Origin of the sequence: Rhizobium sp. Leaf306 (genome assembly GCF_001423425.1) — a bacterium.
In the GTDB taxonomy this organism is placed as follows: Bacteria; Pseudomonadota; Alphaproteobacteria; order Rhizobiales; family Rhizobiaceae; genus Neorhizobium; species Neorhizobium soli.
The window spans coordinates 95616-119320 of sequence record NZ_LMNX01000006.1; the positions used below are offsets into that span (position 1 = coordinate 95616).

26 protein-coding genes are annotated in these 23705 nt (G+C 59.2%); 19 read left to right on the top strand and 7 right to left on the bottom strand.

The window, feature by feature from the left end; all coding sequences use genetic code 11:
• Window positions 1-24 precede the first annotated feature (24 nt).
• Both hemJ and hemE read right to left on the bottom strand, forming a co-directional pair.
• On the bottom strand, window positions 25-567 hold the full coding sequence (gene hemJ / locus ASG19_RS22055; RefSeq protein ID WP_062462882.1) for a protoporphyrinogen oxidase HemJ: 543 nt from the start codon (window positions 565-567) through the stop codon (window positions 25-27).
• Window positions 564-1598: a uroporphyrinogen decarboxylase gene (gene hemE, locus ASG19_RS22060; RefSeq protein WP_062462885.1), complete on the bottom strand. Its 1035-nt coding sequence runs from the start codon at window positions 1596-1598 to the stop codon at window positions 564-566. The genes hemJ and hemE overlap by 4 nt, the downstream gene beginning before the upstream one ends.
• 401 nt (window positions 1599-1999) lie before the next feature.
• Between hemE and ASG19_RS22065 the strand changes: the two genes are divergently transcribed.
• Genes ASG19_RS22065 through dnaQ form a run of 5 tightly spaced genes read left to right on the top strand, consistent with a single transcriptional unit; the run spans window position 2000 to window position 5612 of the window.
• Complete coding sequence (locus tag ASG19_RS22065; protein ID WP_062462887.1) at window positions 2000-2821, top strand: pyruvate, water dikinase regulatory protein; 822 nt, start codon at window positions 2000-2002, stop codon at window positions 2819-2821.
• 36 nt (window positions 2822-2857) lie between these two features.
• A complete protein-coding gene (locus tag ASG19_RS22070; protein WP_082476500.1) occupies window positions 2858-3457 on the top strand; it encodes a Maf-like protein in 600 nt (199 codons plus the stop codon).
• Window positions 3450-4310, top strand: a complete 861-nt coding sequence (locus tag ASG19_RS22075; protein ID WP_062462894.1) for a shikimate dehydrogenase — start codon at window positions 3450-3452, stop codon at window positions 4308-4310. Before ASG19_RS22070 ends, ASG19_RS22075 begins: the two co-directional genes overlap by 8 nt.
• Entirely contained in the window at window positions 4307-4915 is a 609-nt protein-coding gene (gene coaE / locus ASG19_RS22080; protein ID WP_062462898.1) for a dephospho-CoA kinase, read from the top strand. Before ASG19_RS22075 ends, coaE begins: the two co-directional genes overlap by 4 nt.
• A complete protein-coding gene (gene dnaQ / locus ASG19_RS22085) occupies window positions 4908-5612 on the top strand; it encodes a DNA polymerase III subunit epsilon (protein WP_062462901.1) in 705 nt (234 codons plus the stop codon). Before coaE ends, dnaQ begins: the two co-directional genes overlap by 8 nt.
• 71 nt (window positions 5613-5683) lie before the next feature.
• Here dnaQ and secB read toward each other — a convergent pair whose 3' ends face one another.
• Both secB and ASG19_RS22095 read right to left on the bottom strand, forming a co-directional pair.
• A complete protein-coding gene (gene secB, locus ASG19_RS22090; RefSeq protein ID WP_062462904.1) occupies window positions 5684-6160 on the bottom strand; it encodes a protein-export chaperone SecB in 477 nt (158 codons plus the stop codon).
• A gap of 92 nt (window positions 6161-6252) precedes the next feature.
• Window positions 6253-6792, bottom strand: coding sequence for an FxsA family protein (locus ASG19_RS22095; RefSeq protein ID WP_062463061.1), 540 nt, complete (start codon window positions 6790-6792; stop codon window positions 6253-6255).
• A gap of 123 nt (window positions 6793-6915) precedes the next feature.
• Here ASG19_RS22095 and ASG19_RS22100 point away from each other — a divergent pair, with 123 nt between their 5' ends.
• The 5 genes from ASG19_RS22100 (at window position 6916) to gyrB (ending at window position 12271) form a co-directional block, all read left to right on the top strand.
• Entirely contained in the window at window positions 6916-7614 is a 699-nt protein-coding gene (locus ASG19_RS22100; RefSeq protein WP_062462907.1) for a Tim44/TimA family putative adaptor protein, read from the top strand.
• Window positions 7611-8747, top strand: coding sequence for a murein transglycosylase A (locus ASG19_RS22105; protein ID WP_062462911.1), 1137 nt, complete (start codon window positions 7611-7613; stop codon window positions 8745-8747). The genes ASG19_RS22100 and ASG19_RS22105 overlap by 4 nt, the downstream gene beginning before the upstream one ends.
• 10 nt (window positions 8748-8757) lie before the next feature.
• Complete coding sequence (locus ASG19_RS22110; protein ID WP_082471708.1) at window positions 8758-9339, top strand: Smr/MutS family protein; 582 nt, start codon at window positions 8758-8760, stop codon at window positions 9337-9339.
• Window positions 9336-9689, top strand: a complete 354-nt coding sequence (locus ASG19_RS22115) for a helix-turn-helix transcriptional regulator (RefSeq protein WP_062462917.1) — start codon at window positions 9336-9338, stop codon at window positions 9687-9689. The genes ASG19_RS22110 and ASG19_RS22115 overlap by 4 nt, the downstream gene beginning before the upstream one ends.
• Window positions 9690-9835: 146 nt before the next feature.
• Window positions 9836-12271 (top strand): DNA topoisomerase (ATP-hydrolyzing) subunit B, encoded by a 2436-nt coding sequence (gyrB, locus tag ASG19_RS22120; protein ID WP_062462920.1) that lies wholly within the window; start codon window positions 9836-9838, stop codon window positions 12269-12271.
• Window positions 12272-12381: 110 nt separating this feature from the next.
• Here gyrB and ASG19_RS22125 read toward each other — a convergent pair whose 3' ends face one another.
• The gene (locus ASG19_RS22125; protein WP_062462923.1) at window positions 12382-12981 is read right to left on the bottom strand and encodes a nitroreductase family protein; all 600 of its coding nucleotides are present in this window, start codon (window positions 12979-12981) and stop codon (window positions 12382-12384) included.
• Between the two features lie 140 nt (window positions 12982-13121).
• On the opposite strand from ASG19_RS22125, the gene ASG19_RS22130 reads away from it, so the two are divergent.
• The 4 genes from ASG19_RS22130 (at window position 13122) to ASG19_RS22145 (ending at window position 16893) form a co-directional block, all read left to right on the top strand.
• Window positions 13122-13964, top strand: a complete 843-nt coding sequence (locus ASG19_RS22130) for a fumarylacetoacetate hydrolase family protein (RefSeq protein ID WP_062462926.1) — start codon at window positions 13122-13124, stop codon at window positions 13962-13964.
• Window positions 13965-14136: 172 nt separating this feature from the next.
• Complete coding sequence (phaZ, locus tag ASG19_RS22135) at window positions 14137-15429, top strand: polyhydroxyalkanoate depolymerase (RefSeq protein ID WP_062462929.1); 1293 nt, start codon at window positions 14137-14139, stop codon at window positions 15427-15429.
• Between the two features lie 163 nt (window positions 15430-15592).
• On the top strand, window positions 15593-16033 hold the full coding sequence (locus tag ASG19_RS22140; protein WP_062462932.1) for a DUF2852 domain-containing protein: 441 nt from the start codon (window positions 15593-15595) through the stop codon (window positions 16031-16033).
• Between the two features lie 98 nt (window positions 16034-16131).
• Entirely contained in the window at window positions 16132-16893 is a 762-nt protein-coding gene (locus ASG19_RS22145) for a SprT family zinc-dependent metalloprotease (RefSeq protein ID WP_062462935.1), read from the top strand.
• A gap of 36 nt (window positions 16894-16929) precedes the next feature.
• On the opposite strand, the gene ASG19_RS22150 is transcribed toward ASG19_RS22145, so the two are convergent.
• Window positions 16930-17907 (bottom strand): cell wall hydrolase, encoded by a 978-nt coding sequence (locus ASG19_RS22150; protein WP_062462939.1) that lies wholly within the window; start codon window positions 17905-17907, stop codon window positions 16930-16932.
• A gap of 306 nt (window positions 17908-18213) precedes the next feature.
• Here ASG19_RS22150 and ASG19_RS22155 point away from each other — a divergent pair, with 306 nt between their 5' ends.
• From ASG19_RS22155 to ASG19_RS22175, 5 genes are read left to right on the top strand one after another with little or no spacing between them, the layout of a single operon-like run.
• Window positions 18214-18864, top strand: a complete 651-nt coding sequence (locus ASG19_RS22155; RefSeq protein WP_062462942.1) for a phosphoribosylanthranilate isomerase — start codon at window positions 18214-18216, stop codon at window positions 18862-18864.
• 11 nt (window positions 18865-18875) lie between these two features.
• Entirely contained in the window at window positions 18876-20096 is a 1221-nt protein-coding gene (trpB, locus tag ASG19_RS22160) for a tryptophan synthase subunit beta (RefSeq protein ID WP_062463064.1), read from the top strand.
• 2 nt (window positions 20097-20098) lie between these two features.
• Complete coding sequence (gene trpA / locus ASG19_RS22165) at window positions 20099-20938, top strand: tryptophan synthase subunit alpha (RefSeq protein ID WP_062462946.1); 840 nt, start codon at window positions 20099-20101, stop codon at window positions 20936-20938.
• A 44-nt stretch (window positions 20939-20982) separates the two neighbouring features.
• Window positions 20983-21879 carry an acetyl-CoA carboxylase, carboxyltransferase subunit beta gene (gene accD, locus ASG19_RS22170; RefSeq protein WP_062462950.1) on the top strand — a complete coding sequence of 299 codons (897 nt, stop codon included), beginning with the start codon at window positions 20983-20985 and terminating at the stop codon, window positions 21877-21879.
• Between the two features lie 42 nt (window positions 21880-21921).
• Window positions 21922-23274 carry a folylpolyglutamate synthase/dihydrofolate synthase family protein gene (locus tag ASG19_RS22175; protein WP_062462953.1) on the top strand — a complete coding sequence of 451 codons (1353 nt, stop codon included), beginning with the start codon at window positions 21922-21924 and terminating at the stop codon, window positions 23272-23274.
• Between the two features lie 85 nt (window positions 23275-23359).
• Here ASG19_RS22175 and trxA read toward each other — a convergent pair whose 3' ends face one another.
• Complete coding sequence (gene trxA / locus ASG19_RS22180) at window positions 23360-23680, bottom strand: thioredoxin (protein WP_062462956.1); 321 nt, start codon at window positions 23678-23680, stop codon at window positions 23360-23362.
• Between the last annotated feature and the right edge of the window lie 25 nt (window positions 23681-23705).

A 23705-nucleotide genomic window follows, 5' to 3' on the forward strand; every position in this document is an offset into this window, starting at 1 on the left:
GTTAAGAAAAAGCTCAAGACACCATCAAAATGGCTTAACGATGACCATGATTACGATGGCAATCATCAAAACCGTCGGGATTTCGTTCATCAACCGCCAGTAGCGGGCAGTTTTGCGCGGCCCGTCTATGGCAAAAGCCCGAACTGCGGCACTGAACCGCATATGCGCCATGGTGAGCAGCAGGACAAACAGTATCTTGGTATGAAGCCAGCCGCCCTGGAAACCGTAGACTGCCCAAGCGAGATAAAGCCCGAGCGCCCAGCTGATCATCATCGCCGGGTTCATGATGATTTTCAGGAGCCGCCCCTCCATCACTTTGAAGGTTTCCGACTGGGCGGAGCCGGGTTCGGCTTCCGTGTGATAGATGAAAAGCCTGGGAAGGTAGAGCAGCCCGGCCATCCAGGAAATCACGGCGATGACGTGAAAGGCCTTGATGTAGAGCAGGAAATCATCCGGCCGCAGCCAGTAGATAAAAAACAGCACGACGACGAAAACCGAAAGCGCCGTCCCCGCCCGGAACGCGACACGCCGCCCATTTCCGGCACCGGTGCGGTCGTCCGGCGTCATACGCCCGATCCTCTGACCCGTTTCACAAGATGCGCAACAGTCTGCGGATCCGCCTGCGGTGTGATGCCGTGGCCGAGATTGAAGATCAGCGGTCCCTGTCCAAGCCCCTGGAGGATAGCATCGATCCCGTCGTCTAGGGACTTTCCGCCCGCCACCACGCGCATTGGATCGAGATTGCCCTGGACGGGCCCGTCCTTCTGCAGCTCCTGCGCAAACGACATCGGCACCGACCAATCGAGCCCGATTGCATCTGCGCCCGTCCGGGCCCGGTAGTGTTTGAGGTTCATGCCTGCACCCTTGGCGAAAGCAATCACCTTCGCGCCAGGTCGCGCTGCCTTGATGATATCGATGATCCGCCGCACGGGCTTGATCGAAAATTCCTCGAATTCCTTCTCCCCGAGCACGCCGGCCCAGGAATCGAAGATCTGCACGACATCTGCGCCCGCATCGATCTGACCGATCAGATATTCGGCAGACATTTCCGCCAGCAGAGCCAGCAGTTTGTCGAAGGCCTCGGGGTAGCGGTAGGCGAACAGACGTGCCGGCGCTTGGTCCGGTGTTCCCTGACCGGCGATCATATAGGTCGCAACGGTCCAGGGAGCCCCGCAGAAGCCGATCAGGGCAGTTTCAGGGGGTAGCTCCAGCCGAAGCCTCCGAACCGTCTCCAGCACCGGTGCAAGGTGGGAAAGCATCGTGCTGCCATCGAGCGCTGCAATCCCTGCTTCGTCGATCGGATCCATCCTTGGACCCTCTCCCTGCACGAAGCGAACATTGCGCTTCAAGGCATCGGGAATGACGAGGATATCGGAAAACAGGATGGCTGCGTCGAACTGGTAGCGCCGGATAGGCTGAAGCGTCACTTCGACAGCCAGATCCGGCGTATAACAGAGATCGAGAAACGAACCGGCTGCCGCACGGACTTCGCGGTACTCGGGCAGATATCGACCTGCCTGCCTCATAAGCCATATCGGCGGTGGGGTGATCGTCCTGCCGTTCAGCACCTCAACGATCTTCCTGGTCGGACCGGCCAATGGGTTCTCCAAATAAAGAAAATAAGATTCTTAAGATCTTCTATTTCTTAGAGTCGGTGAGTAGCAAGGATTAAAACTCCTGCACAGAAGACGCGACGATCTGCCGCTCCGTACCGTTGAAAAGGAAAACTTCCGGGCATTCTTGGCAGAGCTTCTGGATAACCATATTTCGATCAGGGATATCAATCGCTTGTGCCTGGCGCTTGGTGAAGCTCTCTTGTGGATATCTTGTGAATCCAGCGATAGGTTCATCCGGTTATCCCCGCTTTGAACAGGGGGCCTGAAACGGCTTCCTCGAAATATGCGATTGTGGACAACTCGGAGGTTATCCCAGGAGTCTGGCTCGGCCCTCGAAAGGCGGTCAGTCTCTCCCCGGTTATCAACAGAGGACGAAGAACAACGTGGAGAACAGAAAAAACTTCTTCCATCTCCACCTCATATCTGACTCCACCGGCGAGACCCTGATCTCGACAGGACGCGCGGCGGCAGCCCAGTTCCAGACCTCGCTCGCCGTCGAGCACGTCTATCCGCTGGTGCGAAACCGCAAGCAGGTTCTCGCCGTGCTGGAGGCGATCGATCGTGAACCGGGGATCGTCCTCTATACGATCGTTGATCGCGAGCTTGCGAAACTGCTGGACGACCGCTGCCGTCAGATAGGAACACCGTGCGTCAACGTGCTGGAACCGGTTATGGCGACATTCCAGACCTATCTCGGAGCACCGTCTAAATACCGCGTCGGCGCGCAGCATGCGCTCAACGCGGAATATTTCGCCCGCATCGAAGCGCTGAACTTCACCATGGATCATGACGATGGCCAGATGCCCGAAGGGTACGACGAGGCCGATGTCGTACTGGTCGGGATCAGCCGCACCTCGAAGACGCCGACCAGCATCTATCTCGCCAACCGCGGAATCAAGACGGCCAATATCCCGATCGTGCCGGGCGTCGACCTTCCGCACGCACTTCTGTCTGCAACCCGGCCCCTGATCGTCGGGCTGGTCGCGACGACGGACCGCATTTCACAGGTGCGCGAACACCGCGAACTCGGAACCACGCAAAATTTCGATCGCGGTCATTATACGGATCGGGCAACGATCAACGAGGAACTGAAATATGCACGAGCGCTCTGCTCGCGCCACGGCTGGCCGGTCATCGACGTCACCCGTCGGTCGATCGAGGAGACGGCGGCGGCCATCGTTGCGCTCCGCCCGAAGCTACGGTAATTCGGCACTAATTCCATCCGGAGATCTGCCGTGACAATGTCTCACTTCAGGCCACTCATACTGGCCTCATCCAGCAAGTTCAGACGCATGTTGATGGAAAATGCGGGGCTGAGTTTCGAAAGCCGGGCCGCCGATATCGATGAACGTCAGATCGAGGCGGGACTGGTGGGCGCCAGCCCAGATATCGTCGCGCTGACCTTGGCAAAGGCCAAGGCGCTCGATGTCAGCAGACACTATCCTTCCGCCATCGTCATCGGGTCGGATCAGACCATGTCGCTTGATCATCGCGTTTATCACAAGCCGAAATCACGGGAAGAGGCGCGCGAAAGCCTGCTCTCTCTGTCGGATAGGACGCATAGGCTGAACAGCGCCGTCGCTCTTGTACGCGATGGCGAAACCCTTTGGGAGCATGTTGCACACGCCGATCTTACCGTCAGACCGCTCAGCGAGATATTCGTGGATCGCTATCTGGATAGGGTGGGCGAAACCGTGTTCGGAAGCGTCGGCGCCTACCAGTTGGAAGGTGAGGGCATTCAGCTCTTCTCGCGGATCAAGGGAGATTACTTTACCATTCTCGGCCTACCCATGCTGCCGCTTCTCGACACCTTGCGCGCGATCGGAGCGATCGATGGCTGATTCACGTGAAACACTTTTGGTTAACGCTTTCGTAACGGGCTGGCCGATCAAGCACTCGCGTTCGCCGATCATCCACGGTCATTGGCTGGCTAAGTTCGGTATTGCTGGCCGCTACACACGTGAAGCGGTGGCACCTGAGGATTTTCCAGCTTTCATCAGCAAGCTCAAAGACGGATCATCGGGCTATCGCGGCGGCAATGTCACCATTCCCCACAAGGAAATGGCTTTTGCGCTCGCTGATCGTCCAGATGCGATCGCCGAAGAACTCGGTGCCGCCAACACGCTGTGGATGGAGGACGGTGTTCTTCACGCCTCGAACTCCGATGTCTACGGCTTTACCGCCAACCTCGACGAACAGTCGCCCGGTTGGGGAAATGTCGATCGCGCCGTCATTCTCGGTGCCGGCGGTGCCAGCCGTGCTATCATTCAAGCCGTCAGGGATCAGGGCGTCGGAGAAATCCACGTCGTCAACCGGACCGTGGCGCGTGCGCAAGAACTTGCCGACCGGTTCGGACAAAACGTGCACGCGCATGCGATGGAAGCACTGGGCGAGGTCATGTCCGGCGCAGGTCTCTTTGTGAATACAACATCGCTCGGCATGGACCGCGCGCCGATACCGCAGTTCGACTTCTCGACCATGCTCACGAACGCAGTCGTTACCGATATCGTTTATATCCCGCTGCAAACGGACATTCTGAAACAGGCTGAGGAGCAGGGCTTCGTGACCGTGGATGGTCTCGGCATGCTTCTGCATCAGGCCGTGCCGGGTTTCGAGAAATGGTTCGGCCTCCGCCCTGTCGTCGATCAGACGCTGCGGGATCTTGTCATCGCAGATATGGATATTCACGGATGATCGTTATCGGCCTCACCGGCTCCATCGGCATGGGGAAATCCACCACCGCAGAAATGTTTGCGCAAGAGGGTATCCCGGTCAACGATGCCGACCAGGTGGTCCACGATCTCTATCACGGTGAAGCGGTCGATCCGATCGCGGAGGCGTTCCCGAATGCGGTCAGAGACGGTGTCGTCGACCGACAGGAACTGTCGCGCCAGCTTTCGGTAGCACCTGAAAAATTCAAACTGCTGGAATCCATCGTCCACCCGCTGGTGCGCAAACGCGAAACGGAATTTCTCGATAAACACAAAAGCGCCGGCGCAGCGCTCGTCGTGCTCGACATTCCCTTGCTGTTCGAGACCGGCGGCGAGAAAAGGGTCGATTTTGTCGTCGTCGTCAGCTGCGATCCACAGGTGCAGCGCCAGAGGGTACTTGCGCGGCCCGGCATGACAGAGGAGAAGTTGTCGATGATCTTGGCGCGGCAGGTTCCGGATGCCGAAAAGCGGGCGCGTGCCGATTTCGTCATCGACACCGGCGCCGGACTGGAGCCAGCCAGATCAAGCGTGCGCGACATCATCGCCACTCTAAAAGCCGGCAGCAGGAACGGAAATACCCATGCGTGAAATCATCTTCGATACCGAAACCACCGGCCTTGAATCCAAGGCCGACCGGATTATCGAAATCGGCGGCATAGAGCTCATCAACAACTTCCCGACGGGGAGAACGTTGCACCTCTATATCAACCCGGGCGATCGCAAGGTTCATCCGGATGCGCTGGCCGTCCATGGCATTACCGATGAGTCGCTGAAAGACAAGCCGCCCTTCGCCCAGGTGGCGCAACAGATCATCGACTTCTTCGATGGCGCCCGGTGGATCGCCCACAATGCCAATTTCGATATCGGCTTTATCAATGCCGAATTTGAACGCATAGGCCTGCCGCCGGTCCCACCGGAAAACGTGGTCGATACGCTTTCGATGGCCCGCCGAAAGCATCCGATGGGTCCTAACTCCCTCGACGCACTGTGCCGTCGCTACGGCATCGACAATGGCCATCGCACCAAGCACGGCGCGCTGCTCGACTCCGAACTCCTGGCGGAAGTGTATATCGAGATGACCGGCGGCCGGCAGGCGGCTCTCGGTCTGGTCGGTGCTGATCAGCCGAGAAACGTCATCGAGATCGATGATGTGGTGGTAACCGCGATCGCCGCACGGCCACGCCCTTTGCCACCGCGTATCAGCGAAGACGACATCGCCGCCCATGCCGCGATGGTGATTGGACTGAAGGATAAGGCCGTCTGGCTGAAATATGCAGCCGACTGATTTCTGCTGAAGTCCAAACATGAAAAAAGCCCGGCTGTGACCGGGCTTTTTATATTCTATCCGTTGCTCGCTCAGCTGTTGAGCGGCTGAACCTGCGACTTGGTCTGTTCTTCGGCCATACGCTGCGAGAACATCTGACCGAAATCGATCGGATCGATCATCAGCGGCGGGAAGCCACCGTTGCGAGTCACGTCGGAAATGATCTGGCGTGCGAACGGGAAGAGAAGACGCGGGCATTCGATAAACAGAAGCGGCAGCATGTGCTCCTGCGGGAAACCGGTGATGCGGAAAACGCCGCCGTATACCAGCTCAGCCGCAAACACGATCTTGTCGTCTTCGCGGGCTTCGGCACTGAGCGATAGAACGACGTCGAAGTCGTTTTCCGAAAGCGGATTGGCGTTGACGTTGACGCTGATATTGATCGCTGGAGCCTTGTCGCGCGACTGCAGCGAGCGTGGCGCGCCGGGATTTTCGAACGAAAGATCCTTGGTGTACTGCGCCAGAATATTGAGCGAGGGGGCGGAAGCCTGTTCGTTATCGTCTGCCATAAAAATTCCTCAAGGCTGGAAAGGGTGGCTGAAAAGCGTTGGGGGCACTTAACATTTCGCTCCGGGGCTTACAACCCTGCGAGATCTTAGCCTTAAGGTTCGATCCGCTTATCCTTGTCCGCCCAAGGCGAGGACGGGTTCGGTTCGCGGCGATAATCGTCGTCATCGAGATCGACCACCGGGCCGGATCCAACCGGATGAACAGGCGCAGGACCGGGGCCAGGGCCGGGACCGGCGCGAAAACCGCCCGGGCTTCTGCGATCGCCCGAATTCACGACGACCACGCGGCTGCCGATGGCCGACCAGATCAGCTTGCGGATAAAGGGCACAAGCAGCGCGAGACCAACGATGTCGGTCAGAAACCCCGGCAGCATCAGCAGGATGCCAGCCACCACGACCATCGCTCCGCTCACCAGTTCGGCTGCAGGCATCCGACCTTCGCGCCCTTCTGTCGAAAGCCGCCGCAGCATAGTCATCCCCTGGCCGCGGATCATCAATGCGCCCAGGAGGCCCGTTCCGAGGACGAGGCCAAGCGTTCCCCAAAGTCCGATCGCTCTTCCGACCAAAACAAAACCAGCGATTTCGGCCAGCGGCCAAGCCAGGAGAACAACCGGAAGGAATGGTAAGCGCATAATCATTGCCTGTATCTAATTGGCGGATATGGGTTCATCTCACGCCGTTGCTATTTGAAGATGGGCGGTAGGAGACTATATGAAAAGCTGCATAGAACTTTTAAACGACAATTGCGGGATAAAATGGGCTCGAACGACTTGATAACACTGTTTTTCCTCGTCGCAGCAGTGCTGATATTCCTGCAATTGCGCAGCGTCCTCGGCCGGCGCACGGGACATGAGAAGCCGCCGACTGAGACAGTCAGCCCTCGCGATGTTGCCCGCGGTCCCGTCGAGGACGATAGCAAGGTAGTGACGCTTCCTCGCCGCGACAATGTCGATGAGGAACAACGCAATGCCGATATCGATGCCGTCGCAAAGCCTGATACGCCGCTCAACGCATCGCTTCGTGCCCTCGTGAAGGAAGATCCGTCGTTCCGCCCGAAGGAATTCCTCAACGGCGTGCGGATGGCGTACGAAATGATCGTCATGGCTTTTGCCGATGGTGATCGGAAGACCTTGAAGGGGCTTCTCTCCAATGAGGTCTATGACGGCTTCGAAGCGGCGATCGCCGAGCGCGAGGCCAAGGGCGAGGTGATCAAGTCCACCTTTGTCGGCATCGACAAATGCGACATGACACAGGTTTCGATCAAGGACGGCGAATCTCAGGTTACCGTCCGCATTGTCAGCCAGTTGATCTCCGCAACCTTCGACAAGGCCGGCACGCTGATCGACGGCGATCAGGAAACCGTAGCCGACGTCATCGACATCTGGACCTTTGCCCGCGACATCGGCTCCCGCGACCCGAACTGGAAGCTGGTCGCCACCGAATCCGAACAATGATTTCCGCGTCTCCGACCCTCTCTGACTTCCGCCTCGAGAGGGTCGACTTCGCGGATCTCCCCGGTTGGGCTGCCGACGATCCGAGCCCGCTGTATGAGGCGATGCATGCTTGCGCGGCCCATATCCGCAACGTTAAGCCCTATCGCAAGGGTTCTCTCGGCCTGGAGGCCATGGAACTGGCGGACCTCTTCGAGCAGGCCGCACCATTTGCCGATGCCTCTGCAGCTCGCACCTTCTTCGAACAACGCTGCACACCCTTCCGGATCCTGAAGCACAATGACGAACAAGGATTCGTCACCGCCTTCTACGAACCGGAAGTCGACGTCTCCGATGTGAGCGAAGGTCTTTTCACCCATCCCTTCTATTTCCGGCCTGACGATCTCGTCGATCTCGACGACAGCAATCGCCCTGCGGATCTCGACTCCGGCTACATGTTCGGCCGTCAGACGCCGGATGGTATCGTCGCTTATCCGGATCGCGGTGAAATCGATCGCGGCTGTCTCAACGGCCGGGGGCTGGAGATAGCCTTTGCACGGTCGCGGATCGACGTCTTCTTTGCCCATGTTCAGGGCGCAGCTCGGCTGGTCTACCCCGATGGCCGCGTCCGTCGCATCACCTACGCGGCAAAGGCAGGCCATCCGTTTTCGCCGATCGGCAAGCTTCTGATCGATCGTGGCGAAATCGCTCGCGAAGACATTTCCATGCAGAGCATTCGGGCGTGGCTCGCCGAAGCTCTGGTGTTGAATCCGGCTAAGGTTGATGAAGTCTTATGGCACAACAAGTCCTACATCTTCTTCCGTGAGGCCGATGTCAGCGACCCTGACCTCGGTCCTATCGCTGCCGCCAAGGTGCCGCTGATCGCGGGACGCTCGCTCGCCGTGGATCGCTCCATTCACACATTCGGCTACCCCTTTTTCATCCGTGCGGAACGGCTGACACATCTCGACGACGGCAAGCCGTTCGCGCGGCTGATGCTGGCGCTCGATACGGGTTCAGCCATTATTGGGCCTGCAAGGGGCGATATCTTCACCGGTTCCGGCTATCACGCAGGCGAGCTTGCCGGCACGGTGCGAAACGATGCGGATTTCTATATCCTCGTTCCAAACGCGGCCGCCGGCCGTTATGCCGGGTAGGATATGGCGCATGAAGGATCGAAAACTCAGTTCAGATGAACGCATCCTTTGGGGCAAGGTGGCGAAATCCGCCCGTGCTCTGCCTGGGCGCATGAAAGAGATCGCTGCCTTCGAAGAGGAAATGGCGGCACGACTGGCGGCAGAGGATGAAGTCTCCAAGCCCCCGGTACCGCCAACCCAGCGTGTCAGCGATGCCTTCGCGGCAGTCGCGCCGAAGGTAAAAAAGCCTGCCGGCATTCATCATCCGCTGGAAAAACCCACCCGGAAGAAGCTCGCCAAGGGTCGCCTTGCGATCGATGCGCGGCTCGATCTGCATGGTCTCTACCAGGACGCCGCCCACGACCTGCTGCTCGATTTTCTCTACAGTGCCCATGATCGCGGTCTGCGCCATGTTCTTGTTATTACGGGCAAGGGCCGCTCTGTAGGCGGCGAAGGGGTCCTACGCCGTGCAGTTCCACTTTGGTTCTCCAAGGCCGAATTTCGTTTCCTGATCTCGTCCTACGAATGGGCAGCCCAAAACCATGGTGGCGAGGGCGCCATGTACGTGCGGCTTTCGAAGAGCCGTGCGGATTATAGGGGATCGGTCCTGTGACGCCCTTTGGTGAAGCCCTTCGACAGCTGCGCGCCAAAAAGGGAGTTACCCAGAGGCAACTGGCAGAGGCGATCGGGGTTACGCCTGCCTATCTGTCGGCCTTGGAACATGGCAAACGGGGCCGGCCCACATTTGAGTTGCTCCAGCGTATCACCGGCTATTTCAACATCATCTGGGATGAAGCGGAAGAATTGTTTCAGGTCGCAGAAGCCTCGCGCCCGAAAGTGGTCCTCGACACGACAGGCCTGGCGCCTGCATACACCGCATTTGCCAACGCCTTGGCGGCACGGATTCGCTCTTTGCCGCCGGACGTGCTAGAGGAAATGCGAAGACTTCTGCAAAAGGCTTGAATTGCCCTGGAAATCTCTGCGCATCCACGCCTTTCCAGGCATTTTGCGAGGCACCAACCTTTAGAAACCGCCCTGAATTCCCTATATTCAAGGCGGAGACTCCGGTGATTCGCTCGCCGGTATTTTAACCAACTGGAAGAGACTGAATGACCGACACACCCGTCAGCGATCACGGCGCGAGTGCCGAATACGGTGCCGATTCCATCAAGGTTCTAAAGGGCCTGGATGCGGTGCGAAAGCGCCCAGGCATGTATATCGGCGACACAGACGACGGCTCGGGTCTGCATCACATGGTCTACGAGGTCGTCGACAACGCGATCGACGAAGCCTTGGCCGGCCATGCAGATATCGTCACGGTCACGCTCAATGCGGATGGCTCGGTCAGCGTCACCGACAACGGTCGCGGCATTCCGACGGATATCCACACCGGCGAAGGCGTCTCGGCAGCTGAGGTCATTATGACCCAGCTCCACGCCGGCGGTAAGTTCGACCAGAATTCCTACAAGGTCTCGGGCGGCCTGCACGGCGTTGGCGTCTCGGTCGTCAATGCGCTTTCGGTCTGGCTCAAGCTGAAGATCCGTCGCTCAGGCAAGGTTCACGAGATCTCGTTCACGCACGGCGTCGCCGATGCGCCGCTGAAGGTCATCGGGGATTATGAAGGTCGCTCCGGCACGGAAGTTACCTTCCTCGCCAGCACCGAAACCTTCACTATGACCGAGTTCGATTACGGCACACTCGAGCACCGCCTTCGCGAACTCGCCTTCCTCAACTCCGGCGTTCGAATCCGGCTCACGGATCGGCGCAAGCCCGACGTGAAGGAAGAGGAAATGCTGTATGACGGCGGCCTCGAGGCTTTCGTCAAATATCTTGATCGTTCCAAGAAGCCGCTCGTCGAAAAGCCTGTCGCCATCAAGGGCGAGAAGGATGGCATGACGGTTGAAGTCGCGATGTGGTGGAATGACAGCTACCACGAGAACGTTCTCTGCTTCACCAACAACATTCCGCAGCGCGATGGCGGAACGCATATGGCAGGCTTCCGTGGTGCGCTGACTCGCCAGATCACATCCTATGCGGATTCGTCCGGCATCATGAAAAAGGAAAAGGTTTCGCTCACCGGTGACGACTGCCGAGAAGGCCTGACCGCAGTTCTTTCGGTAAAGGTGCCGGATCCGAAGTTCTCGTCGCAGACCAAGGACAAACTCGTGTCCTCGGAAGTTCGCCCGGTTGTCGAAAGCCTCGTCAACGAAGCGCTGAGCTCCTGGCTTGAAGAGCATCCGGCAGAAGCGAAGATCCTGGTCGGCAAGGTAGTGGAAGCTGCCGTTGCCCGCGAAGCGGCCCGCAAGGCTCGTGAACTCACCCGCCGCAAGGGCGTGCTCGATATCGCCTCGCTTCCCGGCAAGCTCGCCGATTGCTCCGAACGTGATCCGGCCAAGTCCGAAGTCTTCCTCGTCGAGGGTGACTCCGCCGGCGGTTCCGCCAAGCAGGGCCGTTCGCGTGATACCCAGGCTATCCTACCGCTCCGCGGCAAGATCCTGAACGTCGAGCGCGCCCGTTTCGACAAGATGCTGTCCAGCCAGGAAATCGGCACGCTGATTACCGCTCTGGGCACATCGATCGGCAAGGATGAGTTCAACGCTGACAAGCTGCGCTATCACAAGATCATCATCATGACGGACGCCGACGTCGACGGCGCCCATATCAGAACCCTGTTGCTGACCTTCTTCTTCCGTCAGATGCCGGAACTGATCGAGCGTGGCCACATCTACATTGCCCAGCCGCCGCTTTATAAGGTGACGCGCGGCAAGTCGATCCAGTACCTGAAGAACGAGCAGGCTCTGGAAGAGTATCTGATCGGCATGGGGCTGGAAGATACGACCCTGACCCTCGGCTCCGGTGAAGTCCGTGCCGGCCAGGATATGCGCGAAGTCATCCAGGATGCATTGCGCATCCGCTCGATCATCGAGGGACTGCATTCTCGCTACAACCGCTCGATCATCGAGCAGGCAGCCATTGCCGGCGCGCTTCATCCAGATCTGACGGACAATCCCGAACGGGCCCAGCAGACGGCTAACGAAGTCGCCAAGCGTCTCGATATGATCGCTGAGGAAACGGAGCGTGGCTGGTCGGGTCACGTCACCGACGAAGGCGGTATGCGCTTCGAGCGGATGGTTCGTGGCGTCAAGGAAGTCGCCGTGATCGATGTGGCCCTGATCGGCTCTGCCGATGCCCGCCATATCGACCAGATGTCGTCGCGTCTGCAGGAGATCTACAGCACGTCGCCAGTCCTCGCTCGCAAGGATAGCGAGCAGGATATTTCAGGTCCACGCGCCCTTCTCGACGCGATCTTTGCGGCGGGACGCAAGGGCCTGTCCATGCAGCGCTATAAGGGGCTTGGTGAAATGAATGCCGAGCAGCTGTGGGAAACAACGCTTGATCCCAACGTTCGCTCGCTGCTTCAGGTCAAGATTCCCGATGCGACGGATGCAGACGGTTTGTTCTCGCGTCTGATGGGCGACGAGGTTGAGCCCCGGCGCGAGTTCATTCAAGAGAACGCGCTGAACGTCGCCAACCTCGATATCTAGCAATCTTTCGTCGTGCAAAAACGGCGGCCTCTCGGCCGCCGTTTTTGTTTGTCCATTAGAAATCTGTTTCACGTGAATCTTACCTGTGGATGGAGGATTCACGTGAAACATTATTCTTCGCCGGCAAACCTTCCCTCGAAAGCGACTTCCGAGACGGGCTTGCGCTGGCTGGGAACTTCACGCTCGCGCAAATCTTCCGGCAGTGCATCTTTAGCGGCCATCCGCCCGATCGCCGCGGCAGCCTCGACCCTGAAACCTTCCGGAAGTCCAAGTTCGCCAACAGCCTTTTCCTTGTCGAACCCTTCCATGCCATGTGCATGATACCCAAGCTTCATCGCCTGGCAGATGATTGAGAACCACGCGGCGCCCGTGTCGAAAGAATGCGTATAGCCCTCGCGACGTTCGCCATCCTTGGAAACGCGATAGGTTTTCGACACGAAGAAGACCAGCGCACCCGCGTTTTCTGCCCAGCGCCGATTGCCCGGAACGAGTAGATCCGCAAGTCTGGTGAAATCCTCGGTGCCTTGTAGCGCGTAGATAAAGCGCCAAGGCTGGCTGTTGCCGGAAGAGGGTGCCCAATGCGCGGCATCCAGAATGGTCAGCATCGTTTCCCGATCGATGGCTTCCTTCTCGAAGGCCCGCGGCGACCAGCGATCCAGAAAGAAAGCGTCGATTGGAAATTCCGAGGTCCGGCTGTTGCTGGTCGTCATAGTGTCCTCTCAAGTTTGGGTCTTACCCAATCTAGGCAGTTAGGGCTGCTTTGCAATGAACCGCAGATGGCAGAAAGAGGGGTGACAATCGCGACTCTTTTTTGCATAAACACTTGTCTGACAACTGGAGGAATAAGACCTTGAAATTGATGCGTGTAGGACCTGTGGGCCAGGAGAAGCCGGCATTGCTCGATCAGGATGGCAAGATCCGTGATCTGTCTGGCCATGTCGCGGATATCGGCGGGGAGGCGATTTCGCCCGAGGGTTTGACGAAGATTGCCGCGATCGACGCGTCGACATTGCCGGAACTGTCTGGCGATCGGATCGGCGCCTGCGTGACGGGCACCGGCAAGTTCATCTGCATCGGCCTCAACTATTCCGACCATGCAGCCGAAACCGGCGCCACCGTGCCGCCGGAACCGATCATCTTCATGAAGGCCACCTCCGCCATCGTCGGACCCAACGACGACGTCGTCATTCCGCGCACATCGGAAAAGACCGACTGGGAAGTTGAACTCGGTGTCGTGATTGGAAAGACCGCGAAATACGTGTCGGAAGCCGAGGCGCTGGAATACGTTGCCGGTTACTGCCTCACCAACGACGTTTCTGAGCGCGCCTTCCAGACGGAACGCGCAGGCCAGTGGACCAAGGGTAAGTCCTGCGACACGTTCGGACCGATTGGCCCATGGCTTGTCACCAAGGACGAGGTCGCGGATCCGCAGAACCTTGGAATGTGGCTGACGGTCAACGGCGAAAAGATGCAGAACGGCTCATCCAAGACGATGGTCTACGGCGTCGCCTTCCTCGTCTCCTATCTCAGCCAGTTCATGTCGCTGCATCCGGGAGACGTCATCTCCACGGGTACGCCTCCGGGCGTCGGCCTCGGCCTCAAGCCCCCGCGCTTCCTGAAAGCGGGCGACGTTGTCGAACTTGGAATCGATGGTCTCGGAACCCAGAAACAGACATTCGTTGCCGATATCTGATCGATCGCGGGCATCGGCAACGCGTGCTGCAGCGAGGGAAGGGCGGTGGTAAACGGCCGCCCTTTCAGAACTCCCTCCACAAGTGCTAGCCTTGCTGCATTCCGATGGCGGAACGTTTTGCCCGCCACCGCTTTGACGGATATCGGACCAGGGATGAGGAGAGCCCGAATTCATGTTCTACCAGCTCTATGAGTTGAACCATGCCGCCATGGCGCCGTTCCGGGCCGCCGCAGATGCCATGCGCTTCATGTCCGACAATCCGATGAACCCGTTCGCCCAGACAGCACTTGGTCGCTCCATGTCGGCCAGTCTCGAAGTGTTCGAGCGGATGACGCGACGCTATGGGAAGCCGAGCTTCAATCTTCCGGAAACGGTGATCGACGGTAAGCCGGTCATGGTCACCGAAGAGATCGTCTGGGCAAAGCCCTTTTGCAATCTCCTGCATTTTCGCCGCGATCTGCCCGCCGCGCGCCCGGCCGACCAGAAGATCCTGCTCGTCGCGCCGATGTCTGGTCACTATGCCACCTTGCTGCGTGGCACAGTCGAGGCGTTGCTTCCGCATGCGGATCTCTACATCACCGACTGGATCGATGCCCGCATGGTTCCGGTCACCGAGGGCAGCTTCGATCTCGACGATTACATCGACTACCTGATCGAGATGCTGCATCAGATCGGTCCCGGCACCCACGTGGTCGGCGTCTGCCAGCCGTCGGTGCCTGTGCTTGCCGCCGTTGCGGTGATGGAAACCCGCGGTGATCGGATGGCGCCCGCCTCGATGACGCTGATGGGCGGACCGATCGATACCCGCAGCAATCCGACAGCCGTCAACAAACTTGCCGGAGATCACCCACTCGAATGGTTTCGCGACAATGTCATCATGAGCGTGCCGTTTCCGCAGCCGGGCTTCATGCGGCGTGTCTATCCGGGCTTCCTGCAGCTTTCCGGCTTCATGTCGATGAATCTTGACCGCCACGTCACCGCTCACAAGGAGTTCTACGAGCACCTCGTCAAGAACGATGGCGAGCCCGCCGAAAAACACCGCGAATTCTACGACGAATATCTCGCGGTGATGGATCTGACGGAAGAATTCTATCTGCAGACCGTCGATGCCGTCTTTATCCGTCATTCCTTGCCGAAGGGCGAGATGATGCATCGCGCGATGCCTGTCGATACGAAGGCGATCCGCTCCGTCGCTCTTTTGACGGTAGAAGGCGAAAACGACGATATTTCCGGCGTCGGCCAGACAAAGGCGGCACACACGATCTGTCCGAATATCCCGGATGACAAGCGCCAGCATTACATGCAGCCCGATGTCGGGCATTACGGCGTCTTCAACGGCTCGCGTTTCCGCAGTGAAATCGCCCCCCGCATCATCGAATTCACCCGCAAGCATGCCATTGCCGATACCAAGACTGCCAAGCCCGCATCCCGGAAGCGTAATACCAAGGGTGATTCGCCGACCTGAGAGTGGATCCGGTTCGATGCCAGTATCTGGATTTCTCCAAGGTATTTCAGCATGTTCTTGGATTTAGCGACCTGTCTTCTTGAAGGCGGGTCTGAGGCTCACCAAATCGGATATCATCGGGCTGGCATCAGGCCACTCCGCATTGAACTGAAGGGTGTAACCCATGAACCAGTCTGCATTGATTCGTCCGGAATGGACGCCGGCCACCATTGGTTTAATGGTGCTCGGTTTCGTGGTCTTCTGGCCTCTTGGCCTTGCCATGCTTGCCTATATCATCTTCGGGGATCGGCTCCGCGGCTTCAAGCGCGATGCGAACAATCGCGCCGACGAATGGGCCGGCAGGACCAGCCGATGGTTTTCCAGAAGCCGCGCCGCTGGCTACAACACGCATTTCTCGACAGGCAACGTTGCCTTCGACGATTGGCGCAAGGCCGAACTCAACCGCATGGATGAAGAACGCCGCAAGCTCGACGAGATGCGCGATGAGTTCGACAACTATTCCCGCGAGCTTCGCCGTGCCAAGGATCAGGAAGAGTTCGATCGTTTCATGCGCGAGCGCCGTAACAGCAACGCTTCCGGTCAGAACCCGGTCGTCGACGTCTGATCGGTCAAACGGATCTTCTGAAAACGTAACGAGCCGGCGTCCTTGCGACGCCGGCTTTTTCATGAGAACGGTGCTCTCGAATCGGCTAGAAAGGCTACATGTTCGCGCTCCTCAAAAAGCCCCTTCGCGCCCGCTCGAAACCGCTCGAAACCGTGAAGCGCACGCTTGAAGTCGGAAACCGCGCTTTGCCGCTGACGATCAAGGAAAACAGTCGCGCCACTCGTATCACGCTGCGCATCGAACCCGGCGGCCGCGCGCTTAATCTCACTGTGCCGGCAGGCCTTCGGAAAAGCGAGATCGAGGAATTTCTCGAGCGCCATCAGGGTTGGCTGCTCACGAAGCTCTCGAAATTCTCCACCGACAATCCCATCCGCTCAGGCGGCTTCGTGCCGATTCGCGGCGTTCAGCACCGCATCGACCATACCGGAACGCTTCGCGGCCTGACAGAAATCGCCGTGGTCGATGGTGTGCCGGTGGTAAGGGTAAGCGGGCTGGAGGATCATCTCGGCCGGCGGGTCGCGACATTTCTGAAAAAGGAAGCACGTCGAGATATGGAGTTGCTGGCTTTTCGCCATGCCGCATCGATCCGCAAGCCGGTCGCATCAGTCACGCTGAAAGACACGAGAAGCCGGTGGGGATCCTGTTCCTGGGATGGAAACCTGAGCTTTTCCTGGCGCATCGTCATGGCGCCGCCGCTGGTGATCGATTACCTCGCAGCCCACGAAGTGGCGCATCTGAAGGAAATGAACCACGGGCCAAAGTTCTGGGCTCTCTGCCACCAGCTTTGCCCGAGGATGGAAGAGGCGCGCAAATGGCTGAAGCAGAATGGCTCGCAGCTTCACGCGCTGGATTTCAGCTGAAGCCCGGCTAAAACAAACGGAAACTGGACGAAGAGATCAAGGTGTAGCTGTGCGAGCCGGGAACTGACGCGGAGTCGGCGCGACCGTTACCATGTCGCCGGCTGTGTCGGTCTTGGCACCCGCCGGGCGCCGTTTCGGCAGAGGCCCGCTATTGGGCAAGGCTTCAGTCGAAAGAATGGCGGCACTTGCCGCATCCATGCCAGCGCCGGCCTGGTAGGCCTGCATCATGCTGGGCGAATGGGAAACAGGCTGCACTGTTGCGACAGCGGCGGAAGATGTGTCGGCAACCGTTGTGACAGCGGCAACGCCCGGCAAGGGCTGCTGCGTTGCTGCGGACGCAACGGCAACGGGGCTTGTTGTCTGTTCACGAACAGGCTCGGCCCGTGCGATCATGCTCATCGCTCCCGGCGTTGGTACGATCGTCCCTTCAGCCATCATGACATAGGCCCCGGCAGGCTTCGGCTCTGGCGTCTGCAAGTTGCCGTCCTCGTCGCGCTTTTCGTAAAACACGTTGCCGCCGGCATCAGCCACGTAATGCATGTTCTTGTAGGGGAAACGCAGGCCCTTCGTGTGGAAGAACATCGCTTCCTTCACATCGGGGTGGCGCTTGCCCTTCAGCACGGCTTCCGCTGCTTCATTCAGCTGCGGCGCAGTGTTTTCGTCCATCTTGCGGGTCATCACACCCGGCGCGAACTGCCTTTCCTGCCCCACGACACCACAGATCGTCTCAGGGTAAAGACCTGAGGTCAGGCGGTTCATGATGACGCTGCCGACAGCCATGAAACCATCGGGGCTGCTGCGCCTTGATTCGAAATACATCGCGCGCTTGAGGCATTCGCGGTCGCTGGACGAATAGGTGTAGACCTGCTTTGCCGAACCCACATTGACCTGGGCAGTTCGTGTCTTCGAAGACTTGGAATCGAGCGACGCAGTCGTCTGAGTGCAGGCTGAAAGAGCGCTCACCGCGGCAAGGCACATTGCAGCGCGCACAAAGTTCGCACCTCTTGCCGCCATGACTACCCCCTGCGAAAACATTTCAAGAAACAATTTGCTGTGGAATAAGTTACTGGCAAAACCCTAATAAATCAAACCTGAATCGAGAACGTCTATTTTTCCGGAAAAACCTGCTCTTTTGCCCGAGGTTCTGGTTGTGATGATGTCGGCGAGCATGTCCTTGCGCGTGCAGGATCGTGGTGGAGAACCGAATCACACCCCGGAAGATTGCCTGAGGTCTTGAGAAGAGGAGTCCGTGCCGAACTGTCACGCCACCAAACCGCTGAAGGGCTCGACTCCGGGCGCGTTTCGTGCCAATCCGCGCACATGAAACCGGATATCAAGATCTGCGGCCTCAAGACTGAAGAAGCGGTCGATCGTGCGGTGACGCGCGGCGCAACCCATATCGGCTTTATCTTCTTCCCCAAGAGCCCGCGTAACATCGCGCCCGAGATCGCCGGCGAACTGGCGGACCGGGTGCGTGGCAGAGCTAAGATCGTTGCGGTCACGGTGGATGCCGATGACGAGGAACTGGACGATATCGTCTCGCTGCTTCGCCCGGACATGCTTCAGCTCCACGGTCACGAGAGCCCGGAACGGATTTTGCACGTCAAGGCGCTCTACGGTCTGCCTGTCATGAAGGCGTTTTCTGTCAAGTCCGCGGATGATCTTGCAGGGGTCGATGCCTATATAGGTGTAGCTGACCGTTTTCTGTTCGACGCGAAGGCACCGGCGGGCTCCGATCTTCCGGGCGGCAACGGCATTTCCTTCGACTGGAAGGCCATGGCGTCGCTTGACCAGAGCGTGGATTACATGCTTTCCGGGGGCCTGAACAAGGATAATGTCGCGACTGCGCTCTCATCGACGCGGGCAAGCGGCATAGATGTATCGTCCGGTGTCGAAAGCGCGCCAGGCGCCAAGGATCTGGGCATGATCGATGCGTTCTTCGATGCGGCAGACGCCGCTACGAAACGCTGAAGGAGTTGAAAGTGAACGAGACCCCAAAACTGAATTCGTTCCGTTCCGGTCCCGACGAGGACGGCCTCTTCGGTATTTTCGGCGGCCGCTTTGTCGCGGAAACCCTGATGCCCCTGATCCTGGATCTGCAGGGCGAATGGGAAAAGGCCAAGACCGACCCCGCATTTCAAAAGCAGCTCACCGATCTCGGCAAACACTATGTCGGCCGCCCCAGCCCGCTCTATTTCGCCGAGCGCATGACGGCAGAACTCGGTGGCGCCAAGATCTATTTCAAGCGCGACGAGCTCAATCATACCGGCTCCCACAAGATCAACAACTGCATTGGCCAGATCCTGCTTGCCAAGCGCATGGGCAAGACCCGCATCATCGCTGAAACCGGTGCCGGCCAGCATGGCGTGGCTTCGGCCACGGTCGCTGCCCGCTTCGGCCTGCCCTGCGTCGTCTACATGGGCGCCACAGATGTCGAGCGCCAGGCACCCAATGTCTTCCGCATGAAGCTTTTGGGCGCCGAGGTGATCCCGGTCACGTCAGGCCACGGCACGCTCAAGGATGCCATGAACGAGGCATTGCGCGACTGGGTCACCAATGTCGATGACACCTATTACATGATCGGCACCGCGGCCGGTCCGCATCCCTATCCGGAAATGGTCCGCGACTTCCAGTCGGTCATCGGTCGCGAAACCAAGGAACAGATGCTGGAAGCCGAGGGACGTCTGCCCGACATGCTGGTAGCAGCCGTTGGCGGTGGATCGAATGCGATCGGCCTGTTCCATCCGTTCCTCGATGATGACAGCGTCAAGATCGTCGGCGTCGAAGCCGGCGGCAAGGGCCTCAACGGCGAGGAGCACTGCGCCTCGCTGACGGCAGGCTCGCCTGGCGTTCTGCATGGCAACCGCACCTATCTGCTGCAGGATGGCGATGGCCAGATCAAGGAAGGTCATTCGATCTCGGCCGGTCTCGACTATCCCGGCATCGGCCCGGAGCATTCCTGGCTGAAAGACATGGGACGTGTCGAATACGTCCCGATAATGGATACAGAAGCGCTCGAAGCCTTCCAGTTCCTGACACGCACCGAGGGCATCATCCCCGCGCTCGAACCCTCGCACGCACTGGCCGAAGTCATGAAGCGCGCACCAAAGATGTCCAAGGACGAAATTATCGTCATGAACCTGTGCGGTCGCGGCGACAAGGACATCTTCACTGTCGGCAAAATCCTTGGAATGGGGCTCTGAACATGACCGCACGGATGGACAAGCGTTTTGCCGATCTGAAGGCCGAAGGCCGCCCGGCACTGATCACCTACTTCATGGGCGGCGATCCCGATTTTGCCACGTCGCTGGCCATCATGAAGGCCCTGCCGGATGCCGGCGCCGACGTGATCGAACTCGGCATGCCGTTTTCCGACCCGATGGCCGATGGTCCGGCAATCCAGATGGCGGGGCAGCGCGCGCTGAAAGGCGGCCAGACACTTGCCAAGACGCTGGATCTCGCCCGCGAATTCCGCAAGACCGATGCCGCGACGCCGATCGTCATGATGGGCTACTACAATCCGATCTATATCTACGGCGTCGACAGGTTTGTTGATGACGCGCTGGAAGCCGGAATCGACGGCCTGATCATCGTCGACCTGCCGCCTGAAATGGATGATGAGCTTTGCATCCCGGCGATCGCCAAGGGGCTGAACTTCATCCGTCTGACCACGCCGACCACGGACGAAAAGCGCCTTCCGACCGTTTTGCACAACACGTCCGGCTTCGTCTATTACGTCTCGATGAACGGCATTACCGGATCCGCTCTGCCGGATCTGTCGCTGATCTCGGGCGCTGTCTCCCGCATCAAGGGTCATACCGACCTGCCGGTCTGCGTCGGCTTCGGCGTCAAGACTGCCGACCATGCACAAGCCATCGGCGCTGCGGCTGACGGTGTTGTCGTCGGCAGCGCGATCGTCGCGCAGGTCGCCGGCAGTCTCACCAAGGATGGCGCTGCGACACCAGATACGGTATCTGCCGTTTCCACCTTCGTCCGCGGCCTGGCCACCGGTGTGCGTTCCGCCCGCCTTGTTGCCGCCGAATAACTGGCCCAGATAGGCCTGACAAGTCCAAACTCGGAGTACGCCCAGTGAACTGGATCACCAATTACGTCCGGCCGCGCATCAACTCCATGCTCGGCCGTCCCGATCGGGACGTTCCGGAAAATCTCTGGATCAAATGCCCGGAAACCGGGGAAATGGTCTTCCACAAGGATCTCGAAGAGAACAAGTGGGTCATCCCCGCCTCCGGCTTCCACATGAAGATGCCGGCCAAGGCGCGTCTGAGAGACATGTTCGACGACGGCGAGTTCGAATCGCTGGTGCAGCCGAAGGTCGCCCAGGATCCGCTCAAGTTTCGCGACTCCAAGAAATATGCTGACCGCTTGAAGGACAGCCGTATCAAGACCGATCAGGAGGACACTATCCTCGCCGGTCTCGGTTCCGTCCATGGCGTTAAACTCGTCGCCGTCGTGCACGAATTCAACTTCATCGGCGGTTCGCTCGGCATGGCGGCCGGCGAAGCGATCGTCAAGGCGGCCGAGCGTGCGCTGAAGGAAAAGTGCCCGCTGGTGATCTTCCCGGCTTCTGGCGGCGCCCGCATGCAGGAAGGCATCCTGTCGCTGATGCAGCTGCCCCGCACCACGGTTGCCGTCGACATGCTGAAGGAAGCAGGCCTTCCCTATATTTGTGTGCTGACCAACCCGACCACCGGCGGCGTGACCGCTTCCTATGCCATGCTGGGTGATGTCCATATCGCCGAACCGGGCGCCGAGATCGGCTTTGCCGGCAAGCGCGTGATCGAACAGACCCTGCGCGAAAAGCTGCCGGAAGGCTTCCAGACCGCAGAATACCTGCTTGAGCATGGCATGGTAGATATGGTCGTCAAGCGCCACGATATCCCGGCAACGCTGGCGCGGATCCTGAAGATGCTGATGAGACAGCCTGATCAGGAATTCCTTCCCGCCCCTGTCGCCGTCAGCGCCTGAACACCGGTTCTGACCTAACGTGATCGGAGCCGGAGCTTCGGGATGACGACGATGAACCAGCCCGTGGCAAGTGCGGCCGAGCAGGAAATCGAGCGGCTGATGACCCTTCACCCGAAGGGTTTCGATCTGTCGCTCGAGCGCATTACCCGCCTCCTTGAGATGCTCGGCAATCCACATCTGAAACTGCCGCCGGTCATTCATGTGGCCGGCACCAACGGCAAGGGGTCCTGCACCGCCTTTTGCCGCGCGCTTCTCGAAGCGGGTGGCTATGCCGTGCACGTCCACACATCGCCGCATCTGGTGCGCTGGCACGAACGCTTTCGCATCGGCGTGAAGGGCGGCCGGGGCCAGCTTGTCGACGATGCCCTGCTGGCGGATGCGCTGCGCCGCGTCGGCGATGCCAATGCCGGCCAGATGATCACCGTGTTCGAGATCCTGACAGCGGCAACCTTCCTGATCTTTTCCGAGCAGCCCGCCGATGCCGTAGTGCTGGAAGTGGGCTTAGGCGGTCGCTTCGATGCGACCAACGTCATCACCGACCCCGCCGTCTCGGTGATCATGCCGATCGCGCTCGATCACCAAGCTTATCTGGGCGACAAGGTCGAACTGATCGCAGCGGAAAAAGCCGGCATCATGAAGCGCCGTCGCCCGGTCGTGGTCGGCGCCCAGGAATTCGACGCGGCCCGCGAGGTTCTGGTTGCGACTGCCGAACGGCTGGGCTGTCCGCTCTCCATCTATGGCCAGGATTTCTCAGCTCACGAGGAATTCGGCCGGCTAATCTACCAGGACGAAGACGGCCTGCAGGACCTGCCGCTGCCGCGTCTTCCCGGTCGCCACCAGTTCGCCAACGCCGCTGCTGCCATCCGCGCCGTTAAGGCCGCCGGTTTCACGGTAACGGATGCGACGATGGAAAAGGCAATGGGCATGGTCGAATGGCCGGCCCGCCTGCAAAAGCTGGTCGAAGGCAAACTGCTCGAATTCGCGCCCCCGGGTTCGGAAATCTGGCTTGACGGCGGGCACAACCCGGCCGGAGGCGAAGTGATTGCCGAAGCCATGGCCGCCTTCGAGGAACGCCAGCCCCGGCCGCTCTACCTCGTCACCGGCATGATCAATACAAAGGATCCCGTCGGCTATTTCCGGGCCTTTGCGGATCTCGGCGAACACGTCTTTACCGTCCGCATCCGCGATAGCGAGGCAGGCCTCGATCCGGTCGTGCTGGCCAATGCGGCGTTCGATGCTGGTCTGGTGGCCGAGCCCGCGGGTTCCACCATCGAAGCCTTGCAGGAAATCACCCGCCGCCAGCTGCCCGGCAGTCCCCCACCCCGTATCCTGATCGGCGGCTCGCTCTATTTCGCCGGCAATGTGCTGGCCGACAATGGCACGCCACCGGTCTGATAACGGACAGGATCTATCAACAGCAGATAACAAAAAACCCGGCTGATCGCTCAGCCGGGTTTTTGGATTCACGTGAAACAGACGCTTAAGCGGCGCTGGAGATCCAGGCTGCGAGAGCCGTCTTCGGCGCAGCGCCAACCTTGATGTCGGCCACTTCGCCGCCCTTGAACATGGCGAGGGTCGGGATCGAGCGCACGCCGAACTGGGCAGCCAGTTCCGGGTTCTCGTCGATGTTCAGCTTGACGACTTTCACCTTGCCAGCGAGTTCCGTCGAAATTTCTTCAAGGCTCGGAGCGATCATCTTGCAGGGGCCGCACCATTCGGCCCAGAAATCGACGACGACCGGCTCTACGGCGTCCAGAACTTCAGCCTGAAAATTGTTTGTATCGACTTTCACGGTAGCCATTGGGCTCTCCTTCGATTCTTGTTGA

Excerpts from the sequence above, each read along its gene's own strand:
- ASG19_RS22125 (WP_062462923.1), bottom strand. The coding sequence starts at position 12,981 with ATGACGACCAGCAACAGCCGGACCTCGGAATTTCCAATCGACGCTTTC.
- ASG19_RS22145 (WP_062462935.1), top strand. The coding sequence starts at position 16,132 with ATGTTCGCGCTCCTCAAAAAGCCCCTTCGCGCCCGCTCGAAACCGCTC.
- ASG19_RS22105 (WP_062462911.1), top strand. The coding sequence starts at position 7,611 with ATGATTTCCGCGTCTCCGACCCTCTCTGACTTCCGCCTCGAGAGGGTC.
- ASG19_RS22100 (WP_062462907.1), top strand. The coding sequence starts at position 6,916 with ATGGGCTCGAACGACTTGATAACACTGTTTTTCCTCGTCGCAGCAGTG.
- ASG19_RS22095 (WP_062463061.1), bottom strand. The coding sequence starts at position 6,792 with ATGCGCTTACCATTCCTTCCGGTTGTTCTCCTGGCTTGGCCGCTGGCC.
- dnaQ (WP_062462901.1), top strand. The coding sequence starts at position 4,908 with ATGCGTGAAATCATCTTCGATACCGAAACCACCGGCCTTGAATCCAAG.
- coaE (WP_062462898.1), top strand. The coding sequence starts at position 4,307 with ATGATCGTTATCGGCCTCACCGGCTCCATCGGCATGGGGAAATCCACC.
- ASG19_RS22110 (WP_082471708.1), top strand. The coding sequence starts at position 8,758 with ATGAAGGATCGAAAACTCAGTTCAGATGAACGCATCCTTTGGGGCAAG.
- ASG19_RS22140 (WP_062462932.1), top strand. The coding sequence starts at position 15,593 with ATGAACCAGTCTGCATTGATTCGTCCGGAATGGACGCCGGCCACCATT.
- trpA (WP_062462946.1), top strand. The coding sequence starts at position 20,099 with ATGACCGCACGGATGGACAAGCGTTTTGCCGATCTGAAGGCCGAAGGC.
- ASG19_RS22175 (WP_062462953.1), top strand. The coding sequence starts at position 21,922 with ATGACGACGATGAACCAGCCCGTGGCAAGTGCGGCCGAGCAGGAAATC.
- ASG19_RS22150 (WP_062462939.1), bottom strand. The coding sequence starts at position 17,907 with ATGGCGGCAAGAGGTGCGAACTTTGTGCGCGCTGCAATGTGCCTTGCC.
- ASG19_RS22075 (WP_062462894.1), top strand. The coding sequence starts at position 3,450 with ATGGCTGATTCACGTGAAACACTTTTGGTTAACGCTTTCGTAACGGGC.
- ASG19_RS22155 (WP_062462942.1), top strand. The coding sequence starts at position 18,214 with ATGAAACCGGATATCAAGATCTGCGGCCTCAAGACTGAAGAAGCGGTC.
- gyrB (WP_062462920.1), top strand. The coding sequence starts at position 9,836 with ATGACCGACACACCCGTCAGCGATCACGGCGCGAGTGCCGAATACGGT.
- phaZ (WP_062462929.1), top strand. The coding sequence starts at position 14,137 with ATGTTCTACCAGCTCTATGAGTTGAACCATGCCGCCATGGCGCCGTTC.
- hemJ (WP_062462882.1), bottom strand. The coding sequence starts at position 567 with ATGACGCCGGACGACCGCACCGGTGCCGGAAATGGGCGGCGTGTCGCG.
- trxA (WP_062462956.1), bottom strand. The coding sequence starts at position 23,680 with ATGGCTACCGTGAAAGTCGATACAAACAATTTTCAGGCTGAAGTTCTG.
- secB (WP_062462904.1), bottom strand. The coding sequence starts at position 6,160 with ATGGCAGACGATAACGAACAGGCTTCCGCCCCCTCGCTCAATATTCTG.
- ASG19_RS22070 (WP_082476500.1), top strand. The coding sequence starts at position 2,858 with ATGTCTCACTTCAGGCCACTCATACTGGCCTCATCCAGCAAGTTCAGA.